This is a genomic window from Salegentibacter salinarum (genome assembly GCF_900168115.1).
Classification (GTDB): Bacteria; Bacteroidota; Bacteroidia; order Flavobacteriales; family Flavobacteriaceae; genus Salegentibacter; species Salegentibacter salinarum.
The window spans coordinates 88951-114953 of sequence record NZ_FUZC01000007.1 but is presented as its reverse complement, the minus strand read 5'-3'; the positions used below and the strand labels follow the sequence as shown (position 1 = coordinate 114953).

Below are 26003 nucleotides of genomic sequence, written 5' to 3'. Positions count from 1 at the left end.
CGAATAAAAAAACCTCACAGATCCTTTAGATGTGTGAGGTTTTATAATATAAATTTCAGAGAAATTAAGCTTCTACTTTTTTTGTAGTTTTCACTTCTTCTCCTTCTTCGCTTTCAATTTCGGCTAAATAACGTTCAGCATCCAACGCGGCCATACAACCGGTTCCTGCTGCGGTTACCGCCTGGCGATAAATTTTATCCTGAACATCACCCGAAGCAAAAACTCCAGGAATATTGGTTTTAGTAGATTTCCCCTCGGTAATTAAATATCCGGTATCATCCATCGTTAATTTTCCTTTAAAAATATCGGTATTTGGTTTATGACCAATAGCTATAAACAACCCGGTGATTTCGATTTGCTCTTTTTCGCCGGTTTCATTGTTTATCATTCTAAGGCCTTCTACTACCTGCTCACCTATTACCTCGTCTACTTCAGTATTAAATCGAACATCTATATTTTTAGTACTGTTTACACGGTGTTGCATTGCTTTAGATGCACGCATCTGGTCACCTCTAACCAACATTGTAACTTTACTGCAAATATTAGCTAAATAGGTCGCTTCTTCAGCCGCAGTGTCTCCTCCCCCAACTATAGCAACATCCTGACCTTTATAGAAAAATCCGTCACAAACGGCACAGGCTGAAACTCCACCGCCACGCAAACGTTGTTCACTTGGCAAGCCAAGGTATTTTGCAGTGGCACCGGTAGAAATAATAATGGATTCGGCCTCAACCCAGGTTGCGTTATCTACACAAGCTTTGTGAATTCCGCCTGGTTTATCGCTTAATTCGACTTCGGTTACCATACCCATTCTCACTTCGGTACCAAAACGTTCGGCTTGCTTTTGTAGGTCCATCATCATTTTTGGTCCGTCTACTCCATCGGCATAACCGGGAAAGTTATCCACTTCAGTAGTTGTAGTTAACTGTCCGCCGGGTTCCATTCCAGTATACATAATGGGTTTAAGATCGGCTCTTGCCGCGTAAATTGCTGCAGTATATCCTGCCGGTCCAGATCCTATTATTAAGGTTTTTATTCTTTCTATTTTATCGCTCATTTTTATCTTGTTTTTCTGTCTTACAAAAGTAATAACTTTAGTTATAAACTTAAGCTGTTCCTAATTAAGTTTTCCTATTAGCAAATAATTTGAAGGTATAGATTTCATTCAGAAAATAAAAATTAAGGGCTTCCAGAATTTAACTATACCTTTGTTTATTATATGGAACTTACTCTTTTCAATATACTGGATATCCTGGGAACCATAGCCTTTGCTATTTCTGGAGCTTTGGCTGCCATGGATCGGCGACTTGACCTTTTTGGCATTTTTATTATTGGTTTTGTAACTGCCATTGGCGGTGGTACTTTGCGCGATACTTTGATAGGAAACACTCCCGTAACCTGGATGGAAAATACCATTTATATTTACCTGATTGGCGCGGTAACCATTCTTGCCATTATTTTTAGAAATAAAATCAACTATCTTAAAAAATCCCTTTTCCTATTTGATACCATAGGTTTGGGTGTTTTTACCATAACCGGTGTAGAAATTGGAATTAGAAACGGTCTGGATCCTATAATTTGCGTCGCACTCGGCGCTATGACCGGTACTTTTGGAGGGGTAATTCGAGATATTCTATGTAACGAAATCCCTGTAATTTTTAGAAAAGAAATTTACGCCACCGCCTGTATTTTTGGCGGACTCGTTTTTGTAATAATGCACGAGTTTGGCGTAAACCGCGATATCATTTACCTAACCACCACGCTAATTGTAATTTCAATTCGACTCGTGGTTGTAAAATACCATATATCACTCCCCTATTTCTATATTTCTTCGGAAAACAAAAACTGATTTCCTCCCTTAAGAAATTAAGCATTTGCTTTTAATGCGGAAGTCTTTTCCGAAGCAATCCGTATAAAAATGTTCCTAAAAGTGAACCAATAAATACAATTAAAATCGGTAAAAATCCTGCACCAATTAAGGTGAAAATTGGTCCCGGGCAGGCTCCGGCAAGCGCCCAACCTAATCCAAAGATAATTCCACCGTACATATAGCGGCTAAAACCTTTCTCCTTTGGAATAAATGAAATACGTTCACCAAAAAAAGATTTCAGGTTTTTACGCTTTATAATTTGAACACCAATAACTCCTAAAAGCAATGCCGACCCCATAATTCCATACATATGAAACGACTGGAACTGGAACATTTCATAAATTCTGAACCACGAAGCGGCTTCAGACTTAAACATTACGATTCCAAAAAATATACCAATCAATAAATATCCTATACTTCTCATAATTTCAATTTAAAATATTAGCGGAAATAATAAATGCACCATCACCAAACCACCGATAAAAAATCCAGTAACAGCAATTAAAGAAGGTAACTGCAAATTACTAAGCCCGGAAATAGCGTGCCCCGAAGTACAACCACCGGCATACCGAGCGCCAAAACCAATTAAGATTCCGCCAACCAATAGAATGATAAGCGCTTTAATTCCGCCAACGGCTTCCCAACTGTAAATTTCGGTTGGTAAATATGCTTTACCTGCACTATTAAAACCTAAGTCTTCCAAAATTGTAACCGTATCAGGATTTATCGCTACAGAAAGATCATCGCTCAATAAATTTGCTCCAATAAATCCACCGATAATTGCTCCTGCAACTACAATAAGATTCCAGCGTTGAGATTTCCAATCGAAATCAAAGAAATCGGCTTTAGAATCGGCGCCGCACATGGTGCACATAGTTCTAAGGTTAGAAGACATGCCAAATTGCTTCCCGATAAAAATTAACAAAAACATTGTAAAAGCTATAAGCGGACCCGATACATACCAGGGCCAGGGCTCAAAAATCCATTCCATAGTCCATTTTTTTAATGAGGTGCAAATTAAATAGAATTTACGAAGGAAGACAGTAACAAATGTTACAGGAAAAAATTTTAAAAAACCTTCAAGGTCGAAGAAAAGTAGACCCTGAAATGAATTCAGGGTGACGTACTTATTTTTTAAAATAAGATTTCAAATTTTCCAGCACTTTTTCAGATAAACGCCTTTGGGTTTCGGCGCTCCAACCGGCACTTTTTGTATGAGAAGTCACCCGGTTTATTTTTTTTGTTTCTTCAGAAAGTGAAGCTCCTCCATCACCATCAAAAATTGCGTAATTACCATCAGGTTTTATCCAGTTTACAAAAGCTTTTTCCTCAAACGGAAGTCCAAGCGAAGTATTGATTAAAATTTTTCCTGAACCAAAAGCTTTAAATTCCTCTTCTCCCAATAATTTGGTGTTCTTCGGAAGATGAAGTGAAATAATTTCGGTAATTTTCAGCAATTCTTTCAGGTTTAAATATTTGACTTCTTTTGTTTCCCATTCTTTTTTTCTGCTTCTACTGAAATAATAAAGATCGGCTCCAAGCGGCAGTAAAGCTTCTGCTAGCATTTGACCTGTTGTGCCCAAACCTATAATTCCAATCTTTTTATCGGTAAGTTCTACAGGCATTTCTCGCCATTGGTGTTTGCCAAAACCATGAAGTAAACCAATTAATTCTGAAACGATAAACTCTATAACTCCGGGATCTCCATAATCAAAAATCCCTTTTACTGTAATTCCCTGATCCCTTGCAAAATCTACCGCTACGTTTGCTGATTCATCATCATACAGGCTGCAAGCCATCCCGATATATTTAAGATTCCCACATTCCTTAATAACACTTTCTGGAATTTGGGTTTTCCAGGAAACTATTACAGCTTCAGCTTCGCCAATTCGTTCTAAAAGTTCCTTTTCAGAATCCGGACTTTCTCTGTAAACCTCAACTTTAGACTCGCTGTATTCTTGAAGTTCCTCTATAGCCCAGTCTTCCAGTTTCGTGTGATCTACACAAATAATTTTATTGAATTTTTGCATTTTATTTTTGACTTAAAATTCTTGAAAATTATTTCAAAAAAGGTATTCTGATATAATATAAAGCTTCTTTACCTGATTTTAACCTAGATGAATTAAAAAGTATAAGAACTAAATTAAGTAAATATAAAAAACAAACACTTAACCAAAGAAATGCGGGATTTAGTAATAAAGAAGGGGATATTTCTGAGGCACTTTTCACTCGATAAAAATTACTCCCAATATATATAATAAAACAAAAGGAGAGAAGAAGACACCAAGTAATCTCAAAATTCAATATTTCTTTGCTTGTTTTATTTATATTATGAATTTCATTTTTCTTAGATATCCACATCACCAATGGAATAAGAATACCTAAAAATGGAAAGAAAAGAAAACTTATTGCTGAACTATTCAGTTGGGTCAGGTAAGAATTGTTTTTTTCTAACTTCCAGTCAATAAGCTCTTCAGATGTCACACCAAGTCCTTTTGCTATTCGCTGTAAAGTATCTCCTCTGGGCTGGGTTTCTCCATTTTCCACTCGCTGAATGGTTCTAAGACTAACTCCAGATTCTTCCGCTAAAAATTCTTGCGAAAATCCCTTTCTATTCCTTAATTCAAGGACCCTGTTTGCTAATTCATTGTTCTCCATAATTATAAATTTGTATGTTTCAGCAAACCTACAGTGAGTTGTAAAAAAATCTTGCGACAGCCTTACGACATATTTACGTCAAATCTGTCAGACCTAGTAAAAATGGGATTTAAACTGTAAATAATCTATAATGGAATATTTCCGTGCTTTCGCTTGGGTCTTAGCACTTCTTTATTTTCTAACATACTAAAGCCTTTTAATAATTTTCTTCGGGTGTCACGTGGCATAATTACCTCATCAATAAATCCACGTTGAGCTGCTTCAAAAGGATTAGCGAAGGTTTCAGCATATTCAGCTTCTTTTTCGGCTAGTTTTGCTTCGCTATCATCTGCTGCCTGAATTTCTCTTCTAAAAATAATTTCACTGGCTCCTTTGGCCCCCATTACTGCAATTTCGGCTGTAGGCCAGGCAAAATTAAGATCGGCGCCAATATGTTTGGAATTCATTACATCGTAAGCTCCACCATAAGCTTTTCGAGTAATCACTGTAACTTTTGGCACTGTGGCTTCACTAAGGGCGTAAAGCAATTTTGCGCCATTCAGAATAATTCCATTCCATTCCTGGTCGGTTCCTGGTAAAAAGCCTGGAACATCTACCAACACCAGCAGCGGAATATTAAAACAGTCGCAAAAACGAGTGAATCGAGCCGCTTTTTTAGACGAATCTACATCTAAAACCCCGGCAAGGCTCATTGGTTGGTTGGCAACAATCCCAATGCTTCTTCCGCCTAAACGCGCAAAACCTACAATAATATTATCGGCGTAATCTTTATGAATTTCGAAGAAAGAATCTTCATCAATTATTCCCTTAATAACCTCGTGCATATCGTACGGTTTATTAGAACTATCGGGAACTATACTGTCAAGCTCATTTCTGACTTCATCGCCTAATTCATATGGCAATTTTTCGGGTGCTTTTTTGTTGTTCTGGGGCATATAGACTACCAGTTTCTTAATATCTTCAAGGCAGGCGATATCATTAAAAGAAGTAATATGCGTGACGCCGGATTTTGTTGCGTGCGTTGAAGCACCACCTAATTCTTCTGAAGTTACCTCTTCGTTGGTTACCGTTTTTACTACGTTTGGACCGGTTACAAACATATAACTGGTATCCTGGACCATAAGTGTGAAATCAGTCATCGCAGGCGAGTAAACCGCCCCGCCGGCGCAAGGACCCATTATCGCAGATATCTGCGGAATTACCCCGGAAGCTTTTACATTTCTATGAAAAATATCGGCGTAACCGCCAAGCGATTTTACGCCTTCCTGGATTCTCGCTCCACCCGAATCGTTAAGTCCAATCATTGGCGCACCAACTTTCACGGCAAGGTCCATAACTTTACAAATTTTCTCGGCGTGGGTTTCTGAAAGTGAACCACCAAATACAGTAAAATCCTGCGCGAATAAGTAAACGAGTTTTCCGTTAATTGTCCCGTATCCAGTTACCACCCCGTCACCAGGAATTTTTTGATCTTCCATTCCAAAACCGGTGGTTCTGTGAGTTACCAAAATGCCTATTTCTTCAAAAGAACCTTCGTCCAGTAAATAATCTACACGTTCCCGGGCGGTAAGTTTCTTCTTTTCGTGCTGCTTCGCTATGCGTTTTTCGCCGCCACCAAGATGTGCCTGCTTAATTTTATCGTTTAATTTTTCTATATTATGACTCATCAATTTATTTTTTACTCGATAATCTAGATTTAGTTTGCTGGTAACCTCAACTCCTGCTGATCTTTGAGATATTGTTTTAAAGCTACAATAGCAGCTAATTTTGCCTCTTCTTCAATTTCATTTTCAAGTTTTTCTGCGGAATAATAATTCTTTACAAAATGAGTATCAAAATTTCCGCTTCTAAAAGCCTCGTGCTCAAAAACAAATTTACCGAAAGGAAGCGTGGTCATTACACCCTCCACTTCATACTGTTTTATAGCTTTCAGCATTAACTGAATCGCTTCTTCACGGGTTTTTCCGTAAGTAATTAATTTTGCCAGCATCGGGTCGTAATAAATGGGAACTTCCATCCCTTCCTCAAATCCGTTATCAACCCGAATATTCTCACCCTTAGGAATAGTATATTTTTCTAAAATCCCCACGCTAGGCATAAAATTGTCCAGAGGATCTTCGGCATAAACCCGAAGTTCTACTGCGTGGCCTGTTATTTTAAGATCTTCCTGAAGTAATCTCAACTTTTCTCCTCTTGCAATTTTAATTTGCTGTTCTACAAGGTCTACCCCGGTAATATATTCCGTTACGGGATGCTCTACCTGTAAGCGGGTGTTCATTTCCAGAAAATAGAAATTCTGATTTTCATCGAATAGAAATTCCACCGTTCCGGCGCCTACATAATCACAGGCTTTTGCCACTTTTACAGCGGCTTTTCCCATTTGTTTCCGAAGTTTAGAATCTAAAACTACAGATGGTGCTTCCTCTACCACTTTTTGATGCCTGCGCTGCACGCTGCATTCCCGTTCAAAAAGATGGATATAATTACCATGTGCATCGGCTAAAACCTGAATTTCAATATGTCTTGGTGAAGAAACATACTTCTCGATAAAAACCGAACCATCGCCAAAAGCCGATTCGGCTTCACTGATAGCACGCTTCATTTGGTCTTCCAAATCTTTTTCCTTTTCAACAATACGCATTCCTTTACCACCGCCACCGGCAGAGGCTTTAATCAAAATAGGAAAACCGATCTCTTTAGCGATTTTCTTCGCCTTTTCGGGATCGGTAATCGCTTCGTCAATTCCGGGAACCATTTGGATATCGTAATCTTTAACCGCATCTTTCGCGGCAAGTTTACTACCCATAATCTTTATAGCCTTAGATCCAGGACCAATCCAGGTAATTCCGTTTTTTTCAACATTTTCAGTAAATACGGCATTTTCACTTAAAAATCCGTATCCGGGATGAATCCCGTCAACACCAAGTTCTTTGGCTACTTCAATAATTTTATCGCCTTTTAGATAAGACTCGTTGGAAGGCGCTTCCCCAATGCAAACCGCTTCATCAGCAAATTTTACGTGGGGCGCATTCCTATCGGCTTTAGAAAAAACGGCTACGGTTTTGATTCCCATTTTTTGAATGGTTTTCATCACCCGCAAAGCAATCTCTCCCCTATTGGCTACTAATATTTTCTTCATTATTTTTTATAAATTTTGATTCCATGATAATTGCCTAATGCAATTTGCTCACGGAATTATTCCATTTCAATTAACAACTGGTTCTTCTCCACGGTTTGCCCTGTTTTCACTGAAACCGATTTTACCACTCCGTCTCTGGGCGCGGTAAGCGTATTTTCCATTTTCATAGCTTCCAGAACCAGCAAATAATCACCTTCCTTGACCTCTGCACCTTCTTCCACATTTACCTCCAGGATAAGTCCCGGCATTGGTGCTTTTATATCATTGATCATTTGCGCGGTTCCCAGGGAAAGCCCCATCTCTTCAATAAGTAAATCCAGCTCATTGGAAATAGCTACTTTATAAGTGTTAGAATTGATCTTGATATCGTACTTGCGTTGAAGAAAATTTTCGGTAAGAACCTCAGCCTTAAAACTGCGATTTTCTTTTAATAGGTGGTAATGCTTAGTGGCAATTTCCTGCGTATCTAAAGCGGTAATCTGGTCTTTGGTAAATTCAAATTCAAATGAATTATTCACCTTAACCTTATATTTTTTTTTCATATTTCGTAGTTTTCAAATCTAATTTGAAGCTTGTGTTGTAAATATAGAAAAAGTTTGTAGCAATTACTTATGAGTTTTTAAGATTTAGATTTTGTATCAGGCAAATGAGTTTACAATTAAATACAAAAAAAGCCCTGCGGATTTAAATATCTACAGGGCTGGTTATAAATGTGATTGTATATTTATGAAAACTCTTTAATCGCTTCACTTAGATCATAAACTTTGGTATTCTTAAATTTATTCTCAAGAATACTACTTCCTGCTGCAGAACGATATCCACCGGCACAATGTACCATAAACGGTTTATCATCTGGCAATTCATCTGCACGGTTTCTAAGCTCATTCAACGGAATTGCCTTAGCATCGTCAAAAATCTTTCCTTCAGCAATCTCGCTTTCATTTCTAATATCAACAATCGTATACTTATCTTTATTCGCTTTAAAATCTTCCAAATTAAACTCATCTGAAGATTTTGAAACTTTTTCAGATAAAGTTACCACACCTTTCATTTGCTTTTCATAACCGATTTTCGCAGTTCTTTCCAGCAACTCATCAATTTGATCTACACCTTCAGCTACCAAGTAGAATTCCTCTTCCGGCTCAATAATAGCACCTAACCAGGTTTCAAATTTATCACTTTCTGAACGTGCCATAATATTAATACTATTCGGTAAATGTCCTTTTTTGTAAGCATCCCCGTCACGTGTATCTACCACAGTAATTCCTTCTTTTTTTACAGAATCTACATAGAGTTTCACCGGAACTTCATATTTCGCTTTTTGAACATTTATAGCTCCTTTTCGGTTTAACTCTACACTAAAACCAAAATATGAAGGAATAAAGGGCTGGTCTTTTAGAATTTCTTTTACAAACTCTTCTTCAGTTTGATCTTTAAAAGCCCAGTTCCCCTGGCGTTCATTTCCTAATGTACTGGAAGAGGCATCACTCATATTTTTTCCACAAAGGGAACCTGCACCGTGAGCCGGATAGATTATGGTATCATCTGGCAAATCGTTAAATTTGGTTTGCATAGTTTTATACATCTGCTTTGCCAATTCTACACGTTTAGCCTTCATATTCCCGGCTTTTTCACGTAAATCTGGCCTTCCAACATCGCCGATAAAAAGTGTATCTCCACTAAACATTATGGTTTCACCATTTTCTTCAGCTATAAATGTTAAGCTATCTGGTGAGTGACCTGGAGTGTGTATCGCTTTGATACTGGCATTTCCAATCTTTACCTCATCGCCTTCATCAAAAGGAGTATGCGTATATTCAACGCCAACTTTTTTACTAATATAAATGGTTGACCCAGTCTCCTGCTGAATTTGCAAATGTCCACTTACAAAATCGGCGTGCGGGTGAGTTTCAAATACCGCTACTAATTTAGCATTATTTTCTTCGGCATATTTATAGTATTGCATTGGATTACGGCTTGGATCTACCAAAGCCATTTCTCCATTACTTACCAGTGCGTAAGAATAATGCGCTAAAGGATCGTCTTTAAATTGTTTTATTTTCATTTTTTTGACTCTTTTAAATTATAAACTGTTTTTTGTGCGTTCTTTTTTCGAAATGGAAACACCATTTGATTTTTAAAATCTTTAGGAAAATCTTCGTCTCCTTCAAAACCTAATTCTATATCTTTTCCTTCCTGCGGAATATAAGCTGTGCCGAACAAATAATCCCAAATACTCAGGCTCAAGCCGAAATTCATTCCGTAAGGTCTGTCTTCAGGCAGTGCCTTAGAATGATGCCAGATATGCATTTTAGGATTATTCAACAGATATCCAAAAACACCATAATTCCAGCCCACATTCGCGTGGTTTAAATGCCCGATAAAAACTGCAAACATATGCACCACAAAAAATTCCTGGATTCCGAAACCTATCATTGCCAGTGGAATGTACTGCACGGTTTTATAAACAATAGTTTCCATAAAATGAAACCTGAATTGTGCGGCAAAACCCATTTCCTTAACGCTGTGGTGTACTTTGTGAAATTCCCACAGCCACGGTTGCTTGTGCAATTGCCGATGAACATTCCACTGGATAAAATCGGCTATAACAAACATTATTAGCAGTTGCACCCAAATTGGAAAATTTTGAACTTCAATAGCCACAATATTCGTGATTCCAAATAAACCAAGAAAGTCATTGAACAATTCTACGGCCACATTTGAAATCGCGTTATAACCAACCAGCGAAAACAGGAAAAAATTAAATAAAATATAGAACGTATCCAGCCAGAAATCCTTTCGAAATATCTTTTGTGCCTTTCTCCAGGGGATTATAATTTCCAATATCCAAACCAACAGTGACAAACCAATTAACCAATAAAAATAATTGGTCCACGACGGATTGCTAATTTCATTAACGAGGTAATTAAAATACCCGCTAAAAGAATCTGCAATTATATTTAAATACTTTTCCAACCGGTTTAGTAAGTTTTACAAGGCAAAAATATAATAATCCTACATTTAGGGCAGTAACTTTTGTTACAGTATTAAAAACCTATCCGCTTTCTTTATTTAAGTGCTTCTTAACATTGCCCGGGCATAAAATGTTAGTCTTTGTTAAATGGCGGAAACTTCAGGCTTTTCTATTTAATTTTAATACTGAAAATGATCAGAAATCAACATATAAAACAATAAAATTATGAGTCAGTTTAAATTACAACGTAAATTCGGTTTAGGCGGAGTCGCCATTGGAAACGGATTTAAACCATTAAGTGATGCTGAAGCCGAAAAAACCCTGGAAGGAGCCTGGGAAGCGGGAGTACGATATTATGATACCTCGCCCTGGTATGGGTTAGGCTTAAGCGAAAGAAGGTTTGGACATTTTCTGCATAATAAAAAACGGGAAGACTACGTGCTTTCTACCAAAGTAGGTCGGGTTTTAAAAGCTACGAAAAATGTACCCGAAACAATGTGGAATAATCCTGCACCTTTTGATTATAAATATGATTATTCTGCTGAAGCTGTACGCCGCTCTATAGAAGATAGTTTACAGCGTTTAGGTGTAGAAAGTATAGATTATGCTTTTATCCACGATCTTTCTCCCGATCATAACGATGATTATGAAGAAGGAACTACCTGGGAAGATCATTTTGAAGTTGCCAGAACGGGCGCCATTCCAGAGTTACAAAGAATGAAAGAAGAAGGTCTTATTAAAGCCTGGGGAATGGGCGTAAATACTTTAGATCCTATTTTAAAACTCCTTGAAGTTTCAAAACCCGATGTTTTCCTTTCTGCTATTCAGTATTCTTTGGTTCACCATAAAGATGCTTTAGAACGTTTATTACCGGCTATAGAAAAAAGCGAAGCGACACTGATAAATGCCGCACCTTTTAATGCAGGATTGCTTGCCGGGCAAAAGCGTTATAATTATGCCGGGGAAATGCCGGATGATATTTCAGAACGTTATAAAAATATCCTGAAAATTGCTGAAAAACATAAAGTAAATCTTGTTGCTGCATCACTTCAGTTTTCCTTAGCACCGAAAGTGGCGGGCACGGTATTGGCCGGAGCCAGTAAACCTGAACAGGTGCAGGAAAATATAAAAGCCCTGGAAGAAAAAATTCCGGCAGAATTCTGGTCAGATTTAAAAAAGGAAAAATTAATTGAAGAGAAAGCCGAAGTTCCTGCATAAATTTATAGCCACGAAATCACTGAGAATAAAATCAGTGAATTCGTGGCTTTTAATTTAAGTTTTACATTTCAACGTTTCCGTTGTCTTTTTTCAATATAGTCTTCAATGGCTTTCTTAGTAGTAACCCAGTTTCTGCCTTCTTTATAAGCATCAATTTTTCCCTGCCGGGCCAGTAAACTGATATATTCCTGGCCATGGGGTAATTGCTCCTCCTCTACCAAATTAGAAATTTCAGTATAATTAGCATCATTATCCGGTAAGGCTCAAATATAAATGCTTATGGTGCGCTCTAAAGCCTGGCACATTAATAAACCTGATTTTGAATAATTACCTTTATTGGCCGCATTTAAAGCTGCATAATATTTCTTACGATCGTTGCGTAAAAATAGGGCCGGCGGAAAACCTTCTTTCATTAAAATAAGATTCATCGCTAAACTACCGTTCTTCCATTTCCATCAAAAAATGGATGTATCCAGACAAATTTATGATGAAAAACCATTGCTAATTCTATATCATTTAGCAGCAGCGGATTTTTATACGTAAAATCTACCAACTCACCATACAAACCGGAAACCTTTTGTGCATTGGGAGGAACAAATTGCCGCGCCCCTTCTAACGCCTGAGTTTCGTATCCTGCCGGCAAAATCATTTTCGATACTTCATAAAACCAGTTCTTGAAGCTTTAAAATGTCTTTACTATTTAAATAGTACTTTGGTTTCACCAAAGTATATAAATAATCTTATACAGTTTCGTGATTTTTGGCTTCAAAATGCTCCCGAAGCGACTTCCCTTTTATGTTATTCCTTCCTGCAAAACCATTTGTGTTTCGAGCAGACTTAAGGTATGATCTTCTATGCTGTTTGAATTGTAAGTCCATTCTATACTAAGAACTTCCTTCATTTTTTGCAAAGCAATTATAGGCAAAGGCCGCGCTTTTTCCAGCATTGCATTCTTCTCGAATAATCGCTCAGAGGTATTATTCAATTCTTTTCGATATGTAATTATTGGTTAACTATATAAATAAACCTATCCGCTATTAAAGGCTAATTCTTAAGTTTTAATAATTTCAGTGCTTTATTATCTTTATAATCCATTCTGAAAAGAATAATAATTGCAGAAATTAAAGTAAGAATGCCAATGAGCATAATGGCGGCTTCTATATTAACCAAATCGGCAATCACCCCTGTGAGCACTGCTCCAATGGCATAACCCATATCTCGCCAAAGCCTGAAGATACCAATACTTTTTGCCCTGTCTTGTGGATGGGTATTATCGGCAATAGTTGCCAGGAAAGTGGGATAAACCATAGCTGTTCCCCAACCGAGTAAAGAAGATAGTATTACAAAATGCGTCATCGTTTCAGCCCAAATTAAAATCACCAACATTATTGCCTGTAAAAGCATCCCGATAAAAAGCATATCTTTCTTACTAAAAATATCTGCCATTTTTCCCGTAAATAATTGGCCTATTCCCCAAACTGCAGGATATAGTGCAGTTACAATTCCTATTTGTTCAAGGTTAAATCCTTTTCCGGAAAGTAAAATAGGAAATAAACCCCAGGCCATCCCGTCGTTAAGATTATTAATCAAACCCGCCTGACTTACAGAACCAAGGTTTTTATCTTTCCAGGTAGTATCCCAGAAAATATTTTTTAAACGGGACATGCCGCTGCTGCCCTCTTCTTTTGCCACGTGATGCCGGGTATCTTTTATAAAGAAAATACTAAAAAGTAATCCCAGGATCATAAGTACAATTCCCAGGTAAAACGGATAAGGCCTAACCCCATATTCTGAAGCGATCCACCCGGTCAAAAAAGCTACCACCGCTACGGCAAAGTAGCCGGCAAATTCATTTAATCCCATGGCAAAACCACGCTGCTTTTCCCCTACTAGATCAATTTTCATCACCACTGTACTACTCCAGGCAAGCCCCTGGTTAATACCCAGCAAAACATTTGCAACAATAATCCAGTTCCAGTTTTCAGCATAAATCAGGATAAACGGAATTGGAATAGCAAAAATCCATCCCAGTACTAAAAGATTCTTTCTTCCAAACCTGTTGGCCAATGCACCGGCGTAATAATTAGTAATCGCCTTTACCACACCAAAAACCACAATGAAAGATAAAATAGCACTGGTTGCTGCTATGCCAAATTCCTTTTCGGCAATCTCCGGCAGAATACTGCGTTCTAAACCAACCATACCACCAACAAAGGCATTAACAAGAACCAATAAGCTAAATTGCTTCCAGTTTTCTTTTAGACCTAATTTTATATCATTCATATTTGGTTTTTAATTTTAAAAATTAAAATTCGTCACAAAATTCAATTGATTAAAATTACTTTTATTAAAAATACTTTGCGCATCGGTGTGGTTTTGATTCTCTCTAAATATCCATAAAATATCAAAACTCAATCCCTCCAAAAACCCGTGAGCTTGATAACTTAAATGGCTGTTTACCTGGAAAGATTCATCTATATTATACTTATTAAACTTAAGCTTTCCGGTTTCCGGGCCATCCAATTGTTGCATCTCAAGGCCAAAATGCAAATTTGGTTTTGGCAGATGATATTCGGCTTTAATGGTAAACACATCAGTATTTCCTAAACCTTCCAGCCGCGATCTTGGAATGGAAGTAAAAAAGCGATCTCTCCCTAGTTCTTTAGGAAATAAAAATCGGCCCGAATCAAATGCGTGGGTATATGCAAAAGCTACATTAAACCTTGTTTTTTTCCAACTCAGCTGCGAACTCAAAACCTGCCCGTTTTCATAGGGTTGCACATAGCGATTCACGGATGCAAGATCTTCAGAATAAGATAAAGGATTTTGGTAAACATATTGAAATCCCAAATTGAAATCCGCTAAATCGTACCCAAGTTCCGTCCAAATTGTATTCATTACCTTATCAAGATAAAAATCATAAAAATTCATCTGAAAATTATCTTTTCTAAAATGGTAATTTAATATTCCAATTCCGGTAGTAGAGTAAATCTCGCGGTAGACTGCTACCTCTCCATTCGGCTGAAAACCATTATAAAAAAGCCCAATTGCTTCATCCATAGCAAACCATCCTGTAGTTGAGCGAGGAGAAACACCATCTAACCAACCTAAGTTTAGTTGGTGATTTTCACTTATATTTAAATGTGACCAGGCACCACGATGTGCAAAAGGTTTCATTCGGCCATTACTATTGTTTAAAAGCGGAGAAAACTCGGTTTCTAGTTTTCCATAACTTATATATGAATTTCCAAATCGATAGCGAATAAACAGCCCTTGCAGCCCGTTGAGATCCTGAAAATTTCCTTTGTTCAAGACATCGTAAAGTTCATATTCCCATTTGGCATTTTTTCCTGTAACCGCATCTCTAACTCCCAAATCACTACCAAAAGTTCTGTACGTAAATATCCCTTTTACCCCAAATTGAAAACCTTTAAAATTTCCAGTTGTAAAACTGACAGCCCCGCCAGTGGCGTTGGTATAATAATCTTTTAGCTCACCCCGGTTTATCGTGTTCATATAAAAATTACGAATATGGCCGTGGAAATGACCCTCGGTAAAGTCGTCTTTGAGTTTAGGTTCATCCTCCTTCACTATCTCTTTATTCTGAGCAGAAAGATGGAGATTAAGAAGGAAAATAAACAGAAAAGTAGGTAGTTGTAAGCTTTTCAAATAATTAAATTTATAGATTCGGAATGCAAATGTCCTGAATCTTCCGGCCTGCCACAGTAACATGCGTTACTTTGCTAAAAAGGGCTTTGTAACATTAGTTACGCTAACTTTAAATTGTTCTAATTATATTTGCCGCAAATGGGAATACAAAAAACTTTCTTTCTTTTTAGCCTTCTTATAGGCTTTTCTGCTCTTGCTCAAAATAGCAGTGTGAATGTTGCCGGTGCAATGAAAAATGTGATGATGAAAGGAGAACTTGGAGGTAGCATTTCTTTAGATTCTTTGGCAAATAAAGGTGTTTATGGACTTGGGCCCATAGAATTCCTTAGGGGTGAATTGCTGCTTTTAGATGGAATCATTTATAATTCTTCAGTGGGGGATGAAAATTCAATGCAAGTTGAAGAAATCGAATCTGTAAAAGCACCGTTTTTTGTTTATGCTGAAGTTTCAAAATGGAAATCAGTATCACTTCCCAGTTCGGTCACTTCGTTGAAAAGTTTAGAGGATTTCCTGGATAAATTGACCCCTAAGAATCATGAAGCTTTCCCTTTTCGACTTAAAGGAAAAATTAATTCAGCAGATATTCATATTGTAAACTTGCCAAAAGGCAGTAAGGTTAGCTCTCCAAAAGAAGCTCACGAAGGACTTACAAATTATAACCTGACCGATAAAAAGGTAGAAATACTTGGTTTTTTCTCTCGAAAACATCAGGCCATTTTCACCCATCACGATACTTTTATACATCTTCATTTAATTACAGAAGATCAAAAAGAAATGGGTCATTTGGATCAGGTTGATTTCGATCCAAAGAATTTAAAACTATACCTACCGGAATAATGCAATTAAAATCTTACATAGCGATTTTTCTTGCCGTGGTTTTCTTCGGAAAATTCCTAATGCTCGATGCGAAAGTGTTGAATAGCATTTTAGATACCGAAGAAATCGCATTGGTAAATCCTTTCTGTAAGAAAAAAATACACCCCTTGGGTTCTACTGATACTTATTCACAAGAATCTTCAATATTGATTATTAGTTCAGATGCCTTGTGTAATTCACCCTTTCATCTTTCTAAAATCAGCTTACCCGAACCGCAAAAAGTAAATAATCACCTGGATTTTGGATATTTAAATCCTACGGTGATTTCTATTTACTTTTTAAAAAATTACCCTCCTCCAAAAGTATTAGTGGCTTAATAAGATAATTCCGGGCACAAATCCGGAGAAGATTATTTTTCACTAATTCTAAATTTCAATGAATACAAAAATTTTAGTGAGTCGTCGCTCTATACAAGTGTTACGAGGGATGCTCAGCGGGATATTTCTCGTGGCCAGTTTTAATCATTTGCTTAATCTTGAAAAAACAGTTAACAGGATTGATCAGGCCAATTTTAAAGGAATCGCATATTTTTTCGGCAATCCGGAGTTGCTGGTAATGATCTCCGGAATTGTGATGCTTATTGCGGGAGTCGCACTATTATTAGGCTTTAAGACCCGCTGGACAGCAGCAGTTTTACTTGCTATTTTAATCCCTATTACCTTAACTGTGCAGGTGGGGCAAATTACAACACTGGGGCCGCTATTTAAAAATGTAGCGATTTCCGGCGGACTTCTGTTTTTCATCCTAAACGATTTTAAAGATCAACAAAAAACATAAATATAACCGGCTATTACAGCCTAAAAAATTTAAAAAATGAAAAAGATAATTTTAATATTTACAGCTTTTTTAATGCTGTTTTCAGTAAAAACACAAGCACAAAAGCACGACACAGAAAAAAATAACTACGTGGTTTTGACCAAGAAAATTCCGCAATTGCAACCCATTTTAATTACTGCGGAAGAATTGAAAAAAGAAGACGGACACCATTTTGGAGATTTCCAGGTTATTGTTTGCGGGCAGACCGTAAAAGGTTTAATCAATCTCGAGGAAATGAAAAAATTTACACACAGGGCAGAAAAAGCAGGAGTAGAACTTAAAGCCTGCGGATTTTCCCTGAAAAAATTTGGAGTAGACCCGGAAAAAATCCCTTCTGAAATGGAAATTGTTGAAAACGGTATTCTATACGATTTTCAGCTACAGAAAAAAGGTTATTTCAGTATCGAACTTTAATAAGAACGTCAACATGTACTTGATTCAGAGCCTGCTGCGATTTTTATTGGAGGTTTGACTGGTTAAGAAACTAGATGCTAAAACAAATTCAGCATGACGTACACATTTTAGCTATATAAAACTCAAGAAAGAAAAAACATAATATGATTTTCAATAAAAAAATAAAATCAATACTCCTTCTATTTTCAGGAGTTTTGGGACTTACACTTTTTACTTCGTGCTTAAATGCAGAAGGTAAAGACAAAGAAGACAGGAAAGAAAACGCTACTAAAATTACCATTCTTCAAACTGCAGATATTCACGGTCAGTTAGATGCCCATCCCGAATTATTCTGGGAAAATGAAGAAATAGTTTTTAAAGAACGTGGCGGACTGGCACATATTCAAACCCTGTTCGAAGAAGAAAGAGCTAAAAATCCGAATACAATTATTCTAGATGGCGGCGATCTGATCCAGGGTAGTGGATATGCCGCGCTGTCTGAAGGGAAAATCTTCCCGGACATTATAAAAAATATGGATTACGACCTTATTGTGCCGGGAAACTGGGAAGTAGTTTATGGTAAGCAAGTGATGATGGACGTTTTACAGGGTTTTGAAACCCCGGTGATTGTTCAGAATATGTTTCACGATAAAGATCAAAAAGAGCTTTTCCCCCCTTACTGGACTAAAGAAATTGAAGGCGTAAAACTGGGATTTATTGGAATTAACGATCCAGATGTTCCCGTGCGACAAAATCCAATTTTTAGCGAGGGAATTGGTTTTAGCGGACTGGAAGATGGTGTAGAAGAAGTGATTCAGAAAGTAAAGAATGAAGAAAAAGTTGATGCGCTATTTCTCGTTACTCATTTCGGAATTTTTAAACAGGTAGAATTAGCAAATAGCCAGATTGCGAAAGATGTAGATTATATCTTTGGGAACGATACGCACGAACGCGTTCGGGAACCCATTCAGGGAAAATACGCCAAAGTGACCGAACCGGGCGCTTTTGGTTCTTTTGTGGGAAAACTGGATCTTTATTTTAAAGATGGTGAAATTGTAGATCAGAAGTATGAATTAATGGAAGTAGACCCTGAAAGATATCCGGCTGCTCCCGAAATTGCCGAATTGGTTAAAAAGGCAAAAGCTCCTTACGAAGAATATTTAGAAACCGTGGTTGGCTATACCGAAACTCCGCTTTACCGCTACCTGACTGTGGAGAACCCAATGGATAATATGATCACCGATGCGGCTCGATGGAAAACCGGTGCCGATATTTCGATTTCTAACGGATTCCGCTTCGGAAATCCTATAGTTCCCGAAAACGGTGAGGCTGCGCCCATCACCCGAGCAAATTTGTGGAATTTATTACCGGTAAATGAAAAAGTTAAAACCGGGAAAGCCAGTGGAAAACAAATTAAAAACTGGCTGGAAAATGAAATGCACAATGCATTTGCCCAAAATTCAATTGAACGTTTTGGGGGCTGGCTGGTAAGATTTTCTGGAATGGAAGTCGATTTCGATTCTCAAAATGAAAAAGGGGAACGTATACAATCGGTTACTGTAAACGGAGCAGAAATGCAGGAAGATGAATACTATACGATTTCAGCCTGTGTTCGCCCTGGTGATCCAATTGACAATCTTTGCCGAATGTCAAATGTAAAAGATGTAGAAGTAAAAGATTATACTATTCACGAAGTAGTAGAAGAATATTTACAAAAGCATTCTCCGGTCTCGCCAAAATTAGATGGCCGGGCCTATTGTGAATATCTGGGAGAAAAATCTTTTTCAACAGTTCCGGGAACGGATTATGAGTTTCAATAGAAAATAAAACCTCACAGGTCGTAAAAACCTGTGAGGTTTTATATTTCAGTTTAATGGTTTTCGCGCTACAAAACGAATTACTGCTGCTTTTCCCTGGTGAAACTTTCCTTCTGAAAGCTCGGTGATTAAATCCTCAAATTCCTCGAATTCATAACCGCTAAAACAGGTTTGCAATTCTTCTTTAGAAAATAGCATTTCAGCATTTTTAGGGCCACCAGATTTTGGATTATCTTTCTGAATATCTATTTGTTCTTTACTAAAAGCTTCAAAAATAATTACGCCGCCTCCTTTTAATAATTGTTTAAACCGCTTCAGGTAGTTATCCTTTTTATCTTCTGAAAAATGGGCGAAAATTAAGGCAATACAATCAAACTGTTCCTCTTTATAATCAAGTTGGGGTAGACCTCCTACTTTATAATCAATTTCAACATTTTCAGTTTGGGCCAGTTTTAAAGCTTTTTCCTTTCCTTTTATGCTAATATCAAACGCAGAAACCTCCCACTCCAGGACTGCCGCGTACACAGCATTTCTTCCTTCGCCTTCGGCCGGTAACAAAATTTTACCGGGTTGCATTTCATCAATTTTCTCTTTAAAATATTCGTTAGGTGCTTTGCCGTAAACATAATCTGCATCGGCATAACGTTCGTTCCAAAATTCTTTCATAAGCTTTTATTTTTTCTTGAAACAACAAAATGTAAAGTTCTGAATAGCCCCGCCCGGGGTTTTATGATCTATATTTTTGAATTTTAAAAGTTGAAATTTATGCTTTAATAATTCCTGAAGATCTTTTTTTGAATATTGCTTAATGGTTCTTCCACTACATTTTTCCGGCCCTTCTGTTGAAAATGTTGCCAGAATTACAAATCCGCCTGAAGCTACCGAATTTTCTAGGGTTCGTATATAATTTTCTATCTGTTTACTTTCAGTTAAAAAATGAAAAGCAGCGCGATCGTGCCAAAGATGATAAACCTGTGTGGCTTCAAATTCTGAAGCATCAGCAACGATCCAATTCACCCTTTCAGCATCTTCTTTTAGACGTTTTTTGGCCTTTTCAATGGCTCTTTCAGAAATATCCAAAACAGAAATATCCCGAAAGCCTTCTTTTAATAAATGGTCTACAAAATTGGAATCTCCTCCCCCAACATCTATAATTTTTGAACATTCAGATAATTCCAGTTCTTTGATAAACTCCAAAGATGTTGCAGGTGTTTCCTGGTACCAACTGGCATCTTGGTGTGATTTTTTATCGTAAACCTCTTCCCAATGTGATTTTGTTTCCTTCATAATTAATCTTTTTCAGGTTTTTCAAGTAACTTAATCATATTAAAAGATTTCATTAAATGAAAAAGACCCGGTAGAATAATAAATCCGCCAATTAGCAGCATAATCGCCAGGTTACTGATGGTAGATTCTGGTGCAAGGTTTTCTAACAGACTTATCTCTTTTTCGGCAGTTATTATAATATAAGGAAAATGTGCATATAAGGCTGCAAAAAGTATTAAAACTACCTGGAAACCTGCCAAATACCTACTGGCAATTCGATATTCTTTTTTTATAAATTTCCAAAGCGGAAATAAAAGGATTCCCGATAAACCAACGCAGGCTAAAGAAATCGGATTATGAATAAAATCTTCTGCAAATTTTATTTCGCTGAAATATCCATAACTAATAAGGATAAAGCCAAGCACGACGAGTACAATGGTAAAAAAAGCCGAATTTTTCGCGTAATGTTTCCGTGCTTTTCCATCGGCTTCTCCAATCAATAAAGTGGAAGCTAAAAAAGCACAAAGTGCGGCATAAAATAATCCAACCAGTAAGGCAAAAATACTCAGCCAGTGCTGCATAAAAAGATCGTAAAAACCGTAGGTCTCATAATCTTCGGTAATAATAATTTCACCACCGATTAACGCCCCAAAAGACATTCCCAGGAAGACCGGTGTTACAAAACTTCCAATTCTAAAAAGCCAGTTATACCAAAACTGAGATTTATCTAAAACCGCATCATAATGACGAAAAACAAACGCTACACCACGTAACGTAATTCCCAGTAAAACAAGGCTTAAAGGAATATGCAGGTAAATTATCATCACATTAAAATACGCCGGAAAAGCCACCCATAAAATTACAAGCATTATAATAAGCCAGATATGGTTTGCTTCCCAAATTGGGCCCATTACACGGTAAATTGTATCCCGGGTATGCTCCTTGTTTCTGGCTGAAGAAAATAACTCAACGATACCGGCACCAAAATCAGCGCCACCGAGGAGCACATACAATAACAGCGAAAACAAGAGGAAAAATAGAACTACATACAACATAACTAATCTTTGTTTTTATTTCCACCTGTGGGCTTAAAACTCTTTTTCAAAGTATTTCCTGTGCCCTTCTCTTCAGAAGTTTCCTGATTAAGGGATTTTATTTGTCGGTTCATCAACCAGGTTACTGTTATAGCCAGAATAGTATAGAGAAAAAGGTAATAAAAGAAGCTATACTTCATACCCGGCATTGGGGTTACGGCATCTTCAGTCCTCATAATTTGGTGGATAATCCAGGGTTGTCTTCCAACCTCAGTAACTATCCAACCGGCTTCTATCGCTACAAAACCAAGAGGCGCAATTATTATAAACAATAACCAGTAATATTTATTCTGAAGCCAGCTTTTCTTTCTCAAACTGATAAAATAAATTAGTCCTGCAAACATCAACAAAGTACCTATCCCGACCATAGTTTGGAAAGCATAGTGTACAATGGCCACAGGCGGGAGTTCATTATCAGGGAAATCGTTTAATCCTTTTACTTCGGCATTAAAATCGCCAAAAGCCAGAAAAGAAAGTGCTTTTGGAATTTCAATTTTATTGGAGACCGTTCGGTTTTCTTCATCTACAATTCCACCAATATAAAGTGGGGCGCCCTTTGAGGTTTCATAATGCGCTTCCATAGCAGCGAGTTTTACCGGTTGGCGTTCGGCGACATCTTTGGCTGAAAGATCACCGCTGATAGGTTGTAAAAACGCAGCTATTGCTCCAAAAACAATAGCGATTTTAAAAGCTTTGGTATGTAATTCTACATTTCTTTTCCGGAAAATTTGAAAAGCATGAATTCCAGCCACTCCAAAACTGGTGGCTACAAAAGCAGCAAGCGTCATATGCAAGGCTTGGGTAAACCAGGCCGGATTTAACAATGCCGCAACCGGATCTATATTTGTGAATTCACCATTTATATATTCAAAACCTGATGGTGCATTCATCCAGCCATTTGCTGAAACCACGAGTATTCCTGAAGCTACTCCCGCTACACCAATTATCACACCAGTAAACCAGTGGAATTTTTCGGGAAGTTTATTCCAGCCGTAAAGATAAAATCCAAGGGCGATGGCTTCAACGAAAAATGCAGCACCTTCTAAGGAAAATGGCATCCCAATAATGGGACCGGCGTGTTTCATAAATTCCGGCCATAGCATCCCCAGTTCGAAAGAAAGCGCAGTACCTGAAACTGCCCCGGTAACAAAAAAGATTGCTACTCCTTTTAACCAGGCCATAGTTAACCTTTTATAAATAGGATTTCTGGTTTTTAACCATTTGTAGTGCGAAACCACCATAAAAAAAGGCATAACCATCCCAATACAGGCAAAAATAATGTGAAAGCCCAGAGTAAAGGCCATTTGCAGGCGGGCATAATCTAAATTCTCCATCCAGTTTTAGTTTATTGATTTCAAGTCCTTTCAAAAAGGCTTATCAATATAATTTTCAACGAATAAATTTAGGGAAAAATCTACCGGTGACCTTCCGGTATTTGCGATAATTTGGATATTTTAAGCATAATTGCTGTTCTTCATATTCTGATTTAAACCAGAATAAAATCAGCAATAAAACCGCAATTCCTATTCTATACCCGGAAGCAAAATACAGGGAAAGAAAAAAGAGAAAAATTATAATACCGGAGTAAATAGGATGTCTTAATATATTTAAAGAGTCCATTTGTTATTAAAATTGCGTTTTCTTTTGGCTTTGGAAATGGGGATAGATTGGTGTTGAGTTGTAGGATTGAAATTAAAACGATTAAAAAACCTATTCCGCTTAAAACTAAAAAAACCGGCTGAAGAAATTCTAACCGGTTTAACTTTAAAGCTTCAATATCGAATATCCAGGCTATAAAAAGCACAAACTGCATTCCGACAAAAAAGTAGTTTTTAAATGGCATCGCTTCAGTTTCCCTGATTAGAATTTACGAAATTTCAGCCCAAATTATATAAATACCCATTATTAATACAAACCAGCCGAAACCTTTTTTCAGTTTTTTTCCATCTATAAATTTATTGAGATAAATTCCTATAAACATACCTACCATGGAAAGTCCCGTAAAAATTGCTAAAAACAGCCAGTTAATATCCATATTTTGAACATCACCAATAAAACCGATAAGCGATTTAATGGCAATAATTAGCAAGGAAGTCGCTACCGCTTTTTTCATAGGAAGTTTTGCTAAAAGCACTAAAGCCGGGATAATTAGGAACCCACCACCTGCACCCACAATTCCGGTGAGAACACCTACAACAATTCCTTCAAGAACAATTAAAGGATAATTATAGCTGATTTTTTCATTTTCGGTTTTTTTCTTTCCATTCTCCCTAATCATAGAAACTGAAGCCAGGATCATAATAATGGCAAAAAACAGCATAATACCAATGTTCTTGGTGATTTCAAAATCTCCAACACTAAAAAGAGACTCAGGAATGGCAGGTACCATCCATTTTCGAGTTGCGTATACCGCAATAAAAGCAGGAATCGAGAAAACAATGGCAGTTCTAAAATCTACCAGTTTTTTCTGCATATTTTTAAAAGCGCCTACCAGGGAGGATGCTCCAACAACAAAAAGAGAATATGCAGTGGCGGTTACGGGATTAATGGCCAGTAAGTAAACCAGCACGGGAACCGTTAAGATAGAACCGCCGCCACCAATAAGACCTAAAACAATACCAATTACCAATCCACCAACGTAACCCAGTATTTCAAGTATTTCCATATTATATTTTATTACGCTGCAAAAATACCTGCAATATGGGTGTTGTACAGTAACAAGGGTTACAAAGAACTAAAGTTCCATTATTTCTATACTGTTACGCTGCAGTTTTATTCTACCGTCAATTTCCAGTTTTTTTAATAACCTGGAAATCACTACCCGTGAGGTATGCAAATCGTAAGCAATTTGTTGATGGGTAGCTGCAATTACTTCATTCTGATTGATTTTTGCCTTATCCTGAAGATATTTCATTAAACGCTGGTCCATATTCATAAAAGCAATGGTATCTATGGTTTCCAGCATTTCATTTAGCCGGGCGTGGTAACTTTCAAAAACAAAATCGCGCCAAGATTTATATTTGGAGGTCCATTCTTCCATTTTTTCAATGGGAATCATAATCAACTTAGTATCGCGTTCGGCAATGGCTCTAATCTCACTTTTGGTCTGGCCAAGACAACAGGAAAGGGTCATTGCGCAGGTATCGCCACGTTCAAGGAAATACAGCAGAAGTTCGTCGCCATCCTTATCTTCGCGCATAATTTTAATTGCTCCTTCAATTAGTAAGGGCATCATTTTTACATAATCTCCAATTTCAATGATTTTTTCACCGGCAGCAACCTGTTGTAGACTACCTACCTCTCCAATCTCTTCAATTAAATCGTCTTCAAAAATAAATCCGTAAGCTTCTTTTAATTCCTGTAGCATAATCCTGACTGAACTATTATTAATTCTGAAATTCAATTTTTCAGAATCTAAAATTAATATTTAAATTCAGAAGAATGCGAAATTTTAGCCGAAAGTCTATCCCGGTAACACATAAAAATAAATAGAAAGATAATGGCAAAACGTACCAAATAGCACGAAAATATGAAAGATGGCGTGGTTGAACTTTACTTTATCCAAACTAAATAATACAGCTCCAATTGTGTATGAGAGTCCGCCGCCTATGAGCCACCATAAACCTTCAGAACTTAAATTATCGTAGAGAGGTTTAATGGCAAATACAATAATCCAGCCCATTACTACATACATTATTGTAGACAGTGTTCTATACTTACCAATGTAAAAAAGTTTAAGAATAATACCGGTAAGGGCACAGCCCCAAACCACACCAAATATGGTCCACCCTACCCAGCCTTCTAAAGTAACCAGTGCAAATGGCGTATAACTTCCCGCAATAAGCACATAAATAGAAGCGTGATCCAGTATATTTAACCTGTAGCGCCAGTTCTTATTCGTGGCAGAATGATATAAAGTAGAAGCTGCATAAAGTAAGATCATACTCGCGCCAAAGATAATAAAGCTCACCAGGTGTACCATTTCGCCAAATTCGTTGGCTCTTAATATCAATAAAACAAGACCTAGTATACTTAAGGCAAAACCAAAAGCGTGAGAGATCACGTTTAATTTTTCTTCAAAAGGCTCATATTGGTTAAATGACATTTTTTAAATGTTTTGGTCGGAGAATTTTAATTACATCAACTTAAAATTCCTGCGTTTGTCTACTTTTTATACCTACAAGATTAAAAAACCTTTGCAGGAAAGTTGATG

Annotated in this window: 30 protein-coding genes; 7 read left to right on the top strand and 23 right to left on the bottom strand. The window is 37.2% G+C overall.

The features are described from left to right. Positions 1-64: 64 nt before the first annotated feature. The gene (gene trxB, locus B5X53_RS10195; protein WP_079713125.1) at positions 65-1057 is read right to left on the bottom strand and encodes a thioredoxin-disulfide reductase; all 993 of its coding nucleotides are present in this window, start codon (positions 1055-1057) and stop codon (positions 65-67) included. A gap of 162 nt (positions 1058-1219) precedes the next feature. Here trxB and B5X53_RS10190 point away from each other — a divergent pair, with 162 nt between their 5' ends. Next, a complete protein-coding gene (locus B5X53_RS10190; RefSeq protein WP_079713124.1) occupies positions 1220-1849 on the top strand; it encodes a trimeric intracellular cation channel family protein in 630 nt (209 codons plus the stop codon). Positions 1850-1880: 31 nt separating this feature from the next. On the opposite strand, the gene B5X53_RS10185 is transcribed toward B5X53_RS10190, so the two are convergent. From B5X53_RS10185 to B5X53_RS10145, 9 genes are all read right to left on the bottom strand, one after another. Then, complete coding sequence (locus B5X53_RS10185) at positions 1881-2294, bottom strand: DUF6691 family protein (RefSeq protein ID WP_079713123.1); 414 nt, start codon at positions 2292-2294, stop codon at positions 1881-1883. Positions 2295-2303: 9 nt separating this feature from the next. Then, positions 2304-2861 (bottom strand): YeeE/YedE family protein, encoded by a 558-nt coding sequence (locus tag B5X53_RS10180; protein ID WP_079713122.1) that lies wholly within the window; start codon positions 2859-2861, stop codon positions 2304-2306. Between the two features lie 136 nt (positions 2862-2997). Beyond that, a complete protein-coding gene (locus B5X53_RS10175) occupies positions 2998-3900 on the bottom strand; it encodes an NAD(P)-dependent oxidoreductase (protein ID WP_079713121.1) in 903 nt (300 codons plus the stop codon). Between the two features lie 28 nt (positions 3901-3928). Beyond that, on the bottom strand, positions 3929-4528 hold the full coding sequence (locus B5X53_RS10170; protein ID WP_079713120.1) for a helix-turn-helix domain-containing protein: 600 nt from the start codon (positions 4526-4528) through the stop codon (positions 3929-3931). Positions 4529-4653: 125 nt separating this feature from the next. Beyond that, complete coding sequence (locus B5X53_RS10165) at positions 4654-6195, bottom strand: acyl-CoA carboxylase subunit beta (RefSeq protein ID WP_079713119.1); 1542 nt, start codon at positions 6193-6195, stop codon at positions 4654-4656. Between the two features lie 29 nt (positions 6196-6224). Further along, complete coding sequence (gene accC / locus B5X53_RS10160; RefSeq protein ID WP_079713118.1) at positions 6225-7667, bottom strand: acetyl-CoA carboxylase biotin carboxylase subunit; 1443 nt, start codon at positions 7665-7667, stop codon at positions 6225-6227. A gap of 56 nt (positions 7668-7723) precedes the next feature. Then, entirely contained in the window at positions 7724-8209 is a 486-nt protein-coding gene (locus B5X53_RS10155) for an acyl-CoA carboxylase biotin carboxyl carrier protein subunit (protein WP_079713117.1), read from the bottom strand. Positions 8210-8391: 182 nt separating this feature from the next. Next, positions 8392-9732, bottom strand: a complete 1341-nt coding sequence (locus B5X53_RS10150; protein ID WP_079713116.1) for an MBL fold metallo-hydrolase — start codon at positions 9730-9732, stop codon at positions 8392-8394. Beyond that, complete coding sequence (locus B5X53_RS10145; protein ID WP_079713115.1) at positions 9729-10643, bottom strand: sterol desaturase family protein; 915 nt, start codon at positions 10641-10643, stop codon at positions 9729-9731. Before B5X53_RS10145 ends, B5X53_RS10150 begins: the two co-directional genes overlap by 4 nt. A gap of 223 nt (positions 10644-10866) precedes the next feature. On the opposite strand from B5X53_RS10145, the gene B5X53_RS10140 reads away from it, so the two are divergent. Next, on the top strand, positions 10867-11859 hold the full coding sequence (locus B5X53_RS10140) for an aldo/keto reductase (protein WP_079713114.1): 993 nt from the start codon (positions 10867-10869) through the stop codon (positions 11857-11859). 68 nt (positions 11860-11927) lie between these two features. Here B5X53_RS10140 and B5X53_RS19350 read toward each other — a convergent pair whose 3' ends face one another. The 6 genes from B5X53_RS19350 to B5X53_RS10125 form a co-directional block, all read right to left on the bottom strand. Then, complete coding sequence (locus B5X53_RS19350; protein WP_232764166.1) at positions 11928-12080, bottom strand: hypothetical protein; 153 nt, start codon at positions 12078-12080, stop codon at positions 11928-11930. A 42-nt stretch (positions 12081-12122) separates the two neighbouring features. Then, positions 12123-12272, bottom strand: coding sequence for a hypothetical protein (locus tag B5X53_RS19345; RefSeq protein WP_232764167.1), 150 nt, complete (start codon positions 12270-12272; stop codon positions 12123-12125). Between the two features lie 17 nt (positions 12273-12289). Next, positions 12290-12508: a Fic family protein gene (locus tag B5X53_RS19340; RefSeq protein ID WP_232764168.1), complete on the bottom strand. Its 219-nt coding sequence runs from the start codon at positions 12506-12508 to the stop codon at positions 12290-12292. Between the two features lie 144 nt (positions 12509-12652). Beyond that, the gene (locus B5X53_RS19335) at positions 12653-12844 is read right to left on the bottom strand and encodes a hypothetical protein (RefSeq protein WP_232764169.1); all 192 of its coding nucleotides are present in this window, start codon (positions 12842-12844) and stop codon (positions 12653-12655) included. 59 nt (positions 12845-12903) lie between these two features. Then, complete coding sequence (locus B5X53_RS10130) at positions 12904-14142, bottom strand: MFS transporter (protein WP_079713113.1); 1239 nt, start codon at positions 14140-14142, stop codon at positions 12904-12906. Positions 14143-14157: 15 nt separating this feature from the next. Beyond that, positions 14158-15528 carry a hypothetical protein gene (locus tag B5X53_RS10125; protein ID WP_143533255.1) on the bottom strand — a complete coding sequence of 457 codons (1371 nt, stop codon included), beginning with the start codon at positions 15526-15528 and terminating at the stop codon, positions 14158-14160. A gap of 138 nt (positions 15529-15666) precedes the next feature. On the opposite strand from B5X53_RS10125, the gene B5X53_RS10120 reads away from it, so the two are divergent. The 5 genes from B5X53_RS10120 to B5X53_RS10100 all read left to right on the top strand — a co-directional run bounded on the left by B5X53_RS10120 (position 15667) and on the right by B5X53_RS10100 (position 19433). Beyond that, positions 15667-16365 carry an acetolactate decarboxylase gene (locus tag B5X53_RS10120; protein ID WP_232764170.1) on the top strand — a complete coding sequence of 233 codons (699 nt, stop codon included), beginning with the start codon at positions 15667-15669 and terminating at the stop codon, positions 16363-16365. Next, positions 16365-16721, top strand: coding sequence for a hypothetical protein (locus tag B5X53_RS10115; RefSeq protein ID WP_079713111.1), 357 nt, complete (start codon positions 16365-16367; stop codon positions 16719-16721). Before B5X53_RS10120 ends, B5X53_RS10115 begins: the two co-directional genes overlap by 1 nt. Positions 16722-16779: 58 nt before the next feature. After that, entirely contained in the window at positions 16780-17181 is a 402-nt protein-coding gene (locus tag B5X53_RS10110; RefSeq protein WP_079713110.1) for a DoxX family protein, read from the top strand. Between the two features lie 36 nt (positions 17182-17217). After that, positions 17218-17634, top strand: coding sequence for a DsrE family protein (locus tag B5X53_RS10105; RefSeq protein WP_079713109.1), 417 nt, complete (start codon positions 17218-17220; stop codon positions 17632-17634). 143 nt (positions 17635-17777) lie between these two features. Continuing rightward, positions 17778-19433 (top strand): bifunctional metallophosphatase/5'-nucleotidase, encoded by a 1656-nt coding sequence (locus tag B5X53_RS10100; protein WP_079713108.1) that lies wholly within the window; start codon positions 17778-17780, stop codon positions 19431-19433. A gap of 45 nt (positions 19434-19478) precedes the next feature. Here B5X53_RS10100 and B5X53_RS10095 read toward each other — a convergent pair whose 3' ends face one another. From B5X53_RS10095 to trhA, 7 genes are all read right to left on the bottom strand, one after another. Next, positions 19479-20096: a class I SAM-dependent methyltransferase gene (locus tag B5X53_RS10095; protein ID WP_079713107.1), complete on the bottom strand. Its 618-nt coding sequence runs from the start codon at positions 20094-20096 to the stop codon at positions 19479-19481. Positions 20097-20102: 6 nt separating this feature from the next. Then, on the bottom strand, positions 20103-20717 hold the full coding sequence (locus B5X53_RS10090) for a class I SAM-dependent methyltransferase (protein WP_079713106.1): 615 nt from the start codon (positions 20715-20717) through the stop codon (positions 20103-20105). 2 nt (positions 20718-20719) lie between these two features. Further along, positions 20720-21751 carry a cytochrome d ubiquinol oxidase subunit II gene (locus B5X53_RS10085; protein ID WP_079713105.1) on the bottom strand — a complete coding sequence of 344 codons (1032 nt, stop codon included), beginning with the start codon at positions 21749-21751 and terminating at the stop codon, positions 20720-20722. 2 nt (positions 21752-21753) lie between these two features. Further along, entirely contained in the window at positions 21754-23124 is a 1371-nt protein-coding gene (locus tag B5X53_RS10080; protein ID WP_079713104.1) for a cytochrome ubiquinol oxidase subunit I, read from the bottom strand. Between the two features lie 533 nt (positions 23125-23657). After that, positions 23658-24455, bottom strand: coding sequence for a sulfite exporter TauE/SafE family protein (locus B5X53_RS10070; protein WP_079713102.1), 798 nt, complete (start codon positions 24453-24455; stop codon positions 23658-23660). A gap of 69 nt (positions 24456-24524) precedes the next feature. Further along, a complete protein-coding gene (locus tag B5X53_RS10065; RefSeq protein WP_079713101.1) occupies positions 24525-25157 on the bottom strand; it encodes a Crp/Fnr family transcriptional regulator in 633 nt (210 codons plus the stop codon). A 96-nt stretch (positions 25158-25253) separates the two neighbouring features. Beyond that, on the bottom strand, positions 25254-25895 hold the full coding sequence (gene trhA / locus B5X53_RS10060; protein ID WP_079713100.1) for a PAQR family membrane homeostasis protein TrhA: 642 nt from the start codon (positions 25893-25895) through the stop codon (positions 25254-25256). Positions 25896-26003 lie beyond the last annotated feature (108 nt).

Coding starts and splice junctions, on each gene's coding strand:
- trxB (WP_079713125.1), bottom strand. CDS start 1,057: ATGAGCGATAAAATAGAAAGAATAAAAACCTTAATAATAGGATCTGGA.
- B5X53_RS10190 (WP_079713124.1), top strand. CDS start 1,220: ATGGAACTTACTCTTTTCAATATACTGGATATCCTGGGAACCATAGCC.
- B5X53_RS10185 (WP_079713123.1), bottom strand. CDS start 2,294: ATGAGAAGTATAGGATATTTATTGATTGGTATATTTTTTGGAATCGTA.
- B5X53_RS10180 (WP_079713122.1), bottom strand. CDS start 2,861: ATGGAATGGATTTTTGAGCCCTGGCCCTGGTATGTATCGGGTCCGCTT.
- B5X53_RS10175 (WP_079713121.1), bottom strand. CDS start 3,900: ATGCAAAAATTCAATAAAATTATTTGTGTAGATCACACGAAACTGGAA.
- B5X53_RS10170 (WP_079713120.1), bottom strand. CDS start 4,528: ATGGAGAACAATGAATTAGCAAACAGGGTCCTTGAATTAAGGAATAGA.
- B5X53_RS10165 (WP_079713119.1), bottom strand. CDS start 6,195: ATGAGTCATAATATAGAAAAATTAAACGATAAAATTAAGCAGGCACAT.
- accC (WP_079713118.1), bottom strand. CDS start 7,667: ATGAAGAAAATATTAGTAGCCAATAGGGGAGAGATTGCTTTGCGGGTG.
- B5X53_RS10155 (WP_079713117.1), bottom strand. CDS start 8,209: ATGAAAAAAAAATATAAGGTTAAGGTGAATAATTCATTTGAATTTGAA.
- B5X53_RS10150 (WP_079713116.1), bottom strand. CDS start 9,732: ATGAAAATAAAACAATTTAAAGACGATCCTTTAGCGCATTATTCTTAC.
- B5X53_RS10140 (WP_079713114.1), top strand. CDS start 10,867: ATGAGTCAGTTTAAATTACAACGTAAATTCGGTTTAGGCGGAGTCGCC.
- B5X53_RS19345 (WP_232764167.1), bottom strand. CDS start 12,272: ATGAAAGAAGGTTTTCCGCCGGCCCTATTTTTACGCAACGATCGTAAG.
- B5X53_RS19340 (WP_232764168.1), bottom strand. CDS start 12,508: ATGATTTTGCCGGCAGGATACGAAACTCAGGCGTTAGAAGGGGCGCGG.
- B5X53_RS10130 (WP_079713113.1), bottom strand. CDS start 14,142: ATGAATGATATAAAATTAGGTCTAAAAGAAAACTGGAAGCAATTTAGC.
- B5X53_RS10120 (WP_232764170.1), top strand. CDS start 15,667: ATGGGAATACAAAAAACTTTCTTTCTTTTTAGCCTTCTTATAGGCTTT.
- B5X53_RS10115 (WP_079713111.1), top strand. CDS start 16,365: ATGCAATTAAAATCTTACATAGCGATTTTTCTTGCCGTGGTTTTCTTC.
- B5X53_RS10110 (WP_079713110.1), top strand. CDS start 16,780: ATGAATACAAAAATTTTAGTGAGTCGTCGCTCTATACAAGTGTTACGA.
- B5X53_RS10105 (WP_079713109.1), top strand. CDS start 17,218: ATGAAAAAGATAATTTTAATATTTACAGCTTTTTTAATGCTGTTTTCA.
- B5X53_RS10100 (WP_079713108.1), top strand. CDS start 17,778: ATGATTTTCAATAAAAAAATAAAATCAATACTCCTTCTATTTTCAGGA.
- B5X53_RS10095 (WP_079713107.1), bottom strand. CDS start 20,096: ATGAAAGAATTTTGGAACGAACGTTATGCCGATGCAGATTATGTTTAC.
- B5X53_RS10090 (WP_079713106.1), bottom strand. CDS start 20,717: ATGAAGGAAACAAAATCACATTGGGAAGAGGTTTACGATAAAAAATCA.
- B5X53_RS10085 (WP_079713105.1), bottom strand. CDS start 21,751: ATGTTGTATGTAGTTCTATTTTTCCTCTTGTTTTCGCTGTTATTGTAT.
- B5X53_RS10080 (WP_079713104.1), bottom strand. CDS start 23,124: ATGGAGAATTTAGATTATGCCCGCCTGCAAATGGCCTTTACTCTGGGC.
- B5X53_RS10070 (WP_079713102.1), bottom strand. CDS start 24,455: ATGGAAATACTTGAAATACTGGGTTACGTTGGTGGATTGGTAATTGGT.
- B5X53_RS10065 (WP_079713101.1), bottom strand. CDS start 25,157: ATGCTACAGGAATTAAAAGAAGCTTACGGATTTATTTTTGAAGACGAT.
- trhA (WP_079713100.1), bottom strand. CDS start 25,895: ATGTCATTTAACCAATATGAGCCTTTTGAAGAAAAATTAAACGTGATC.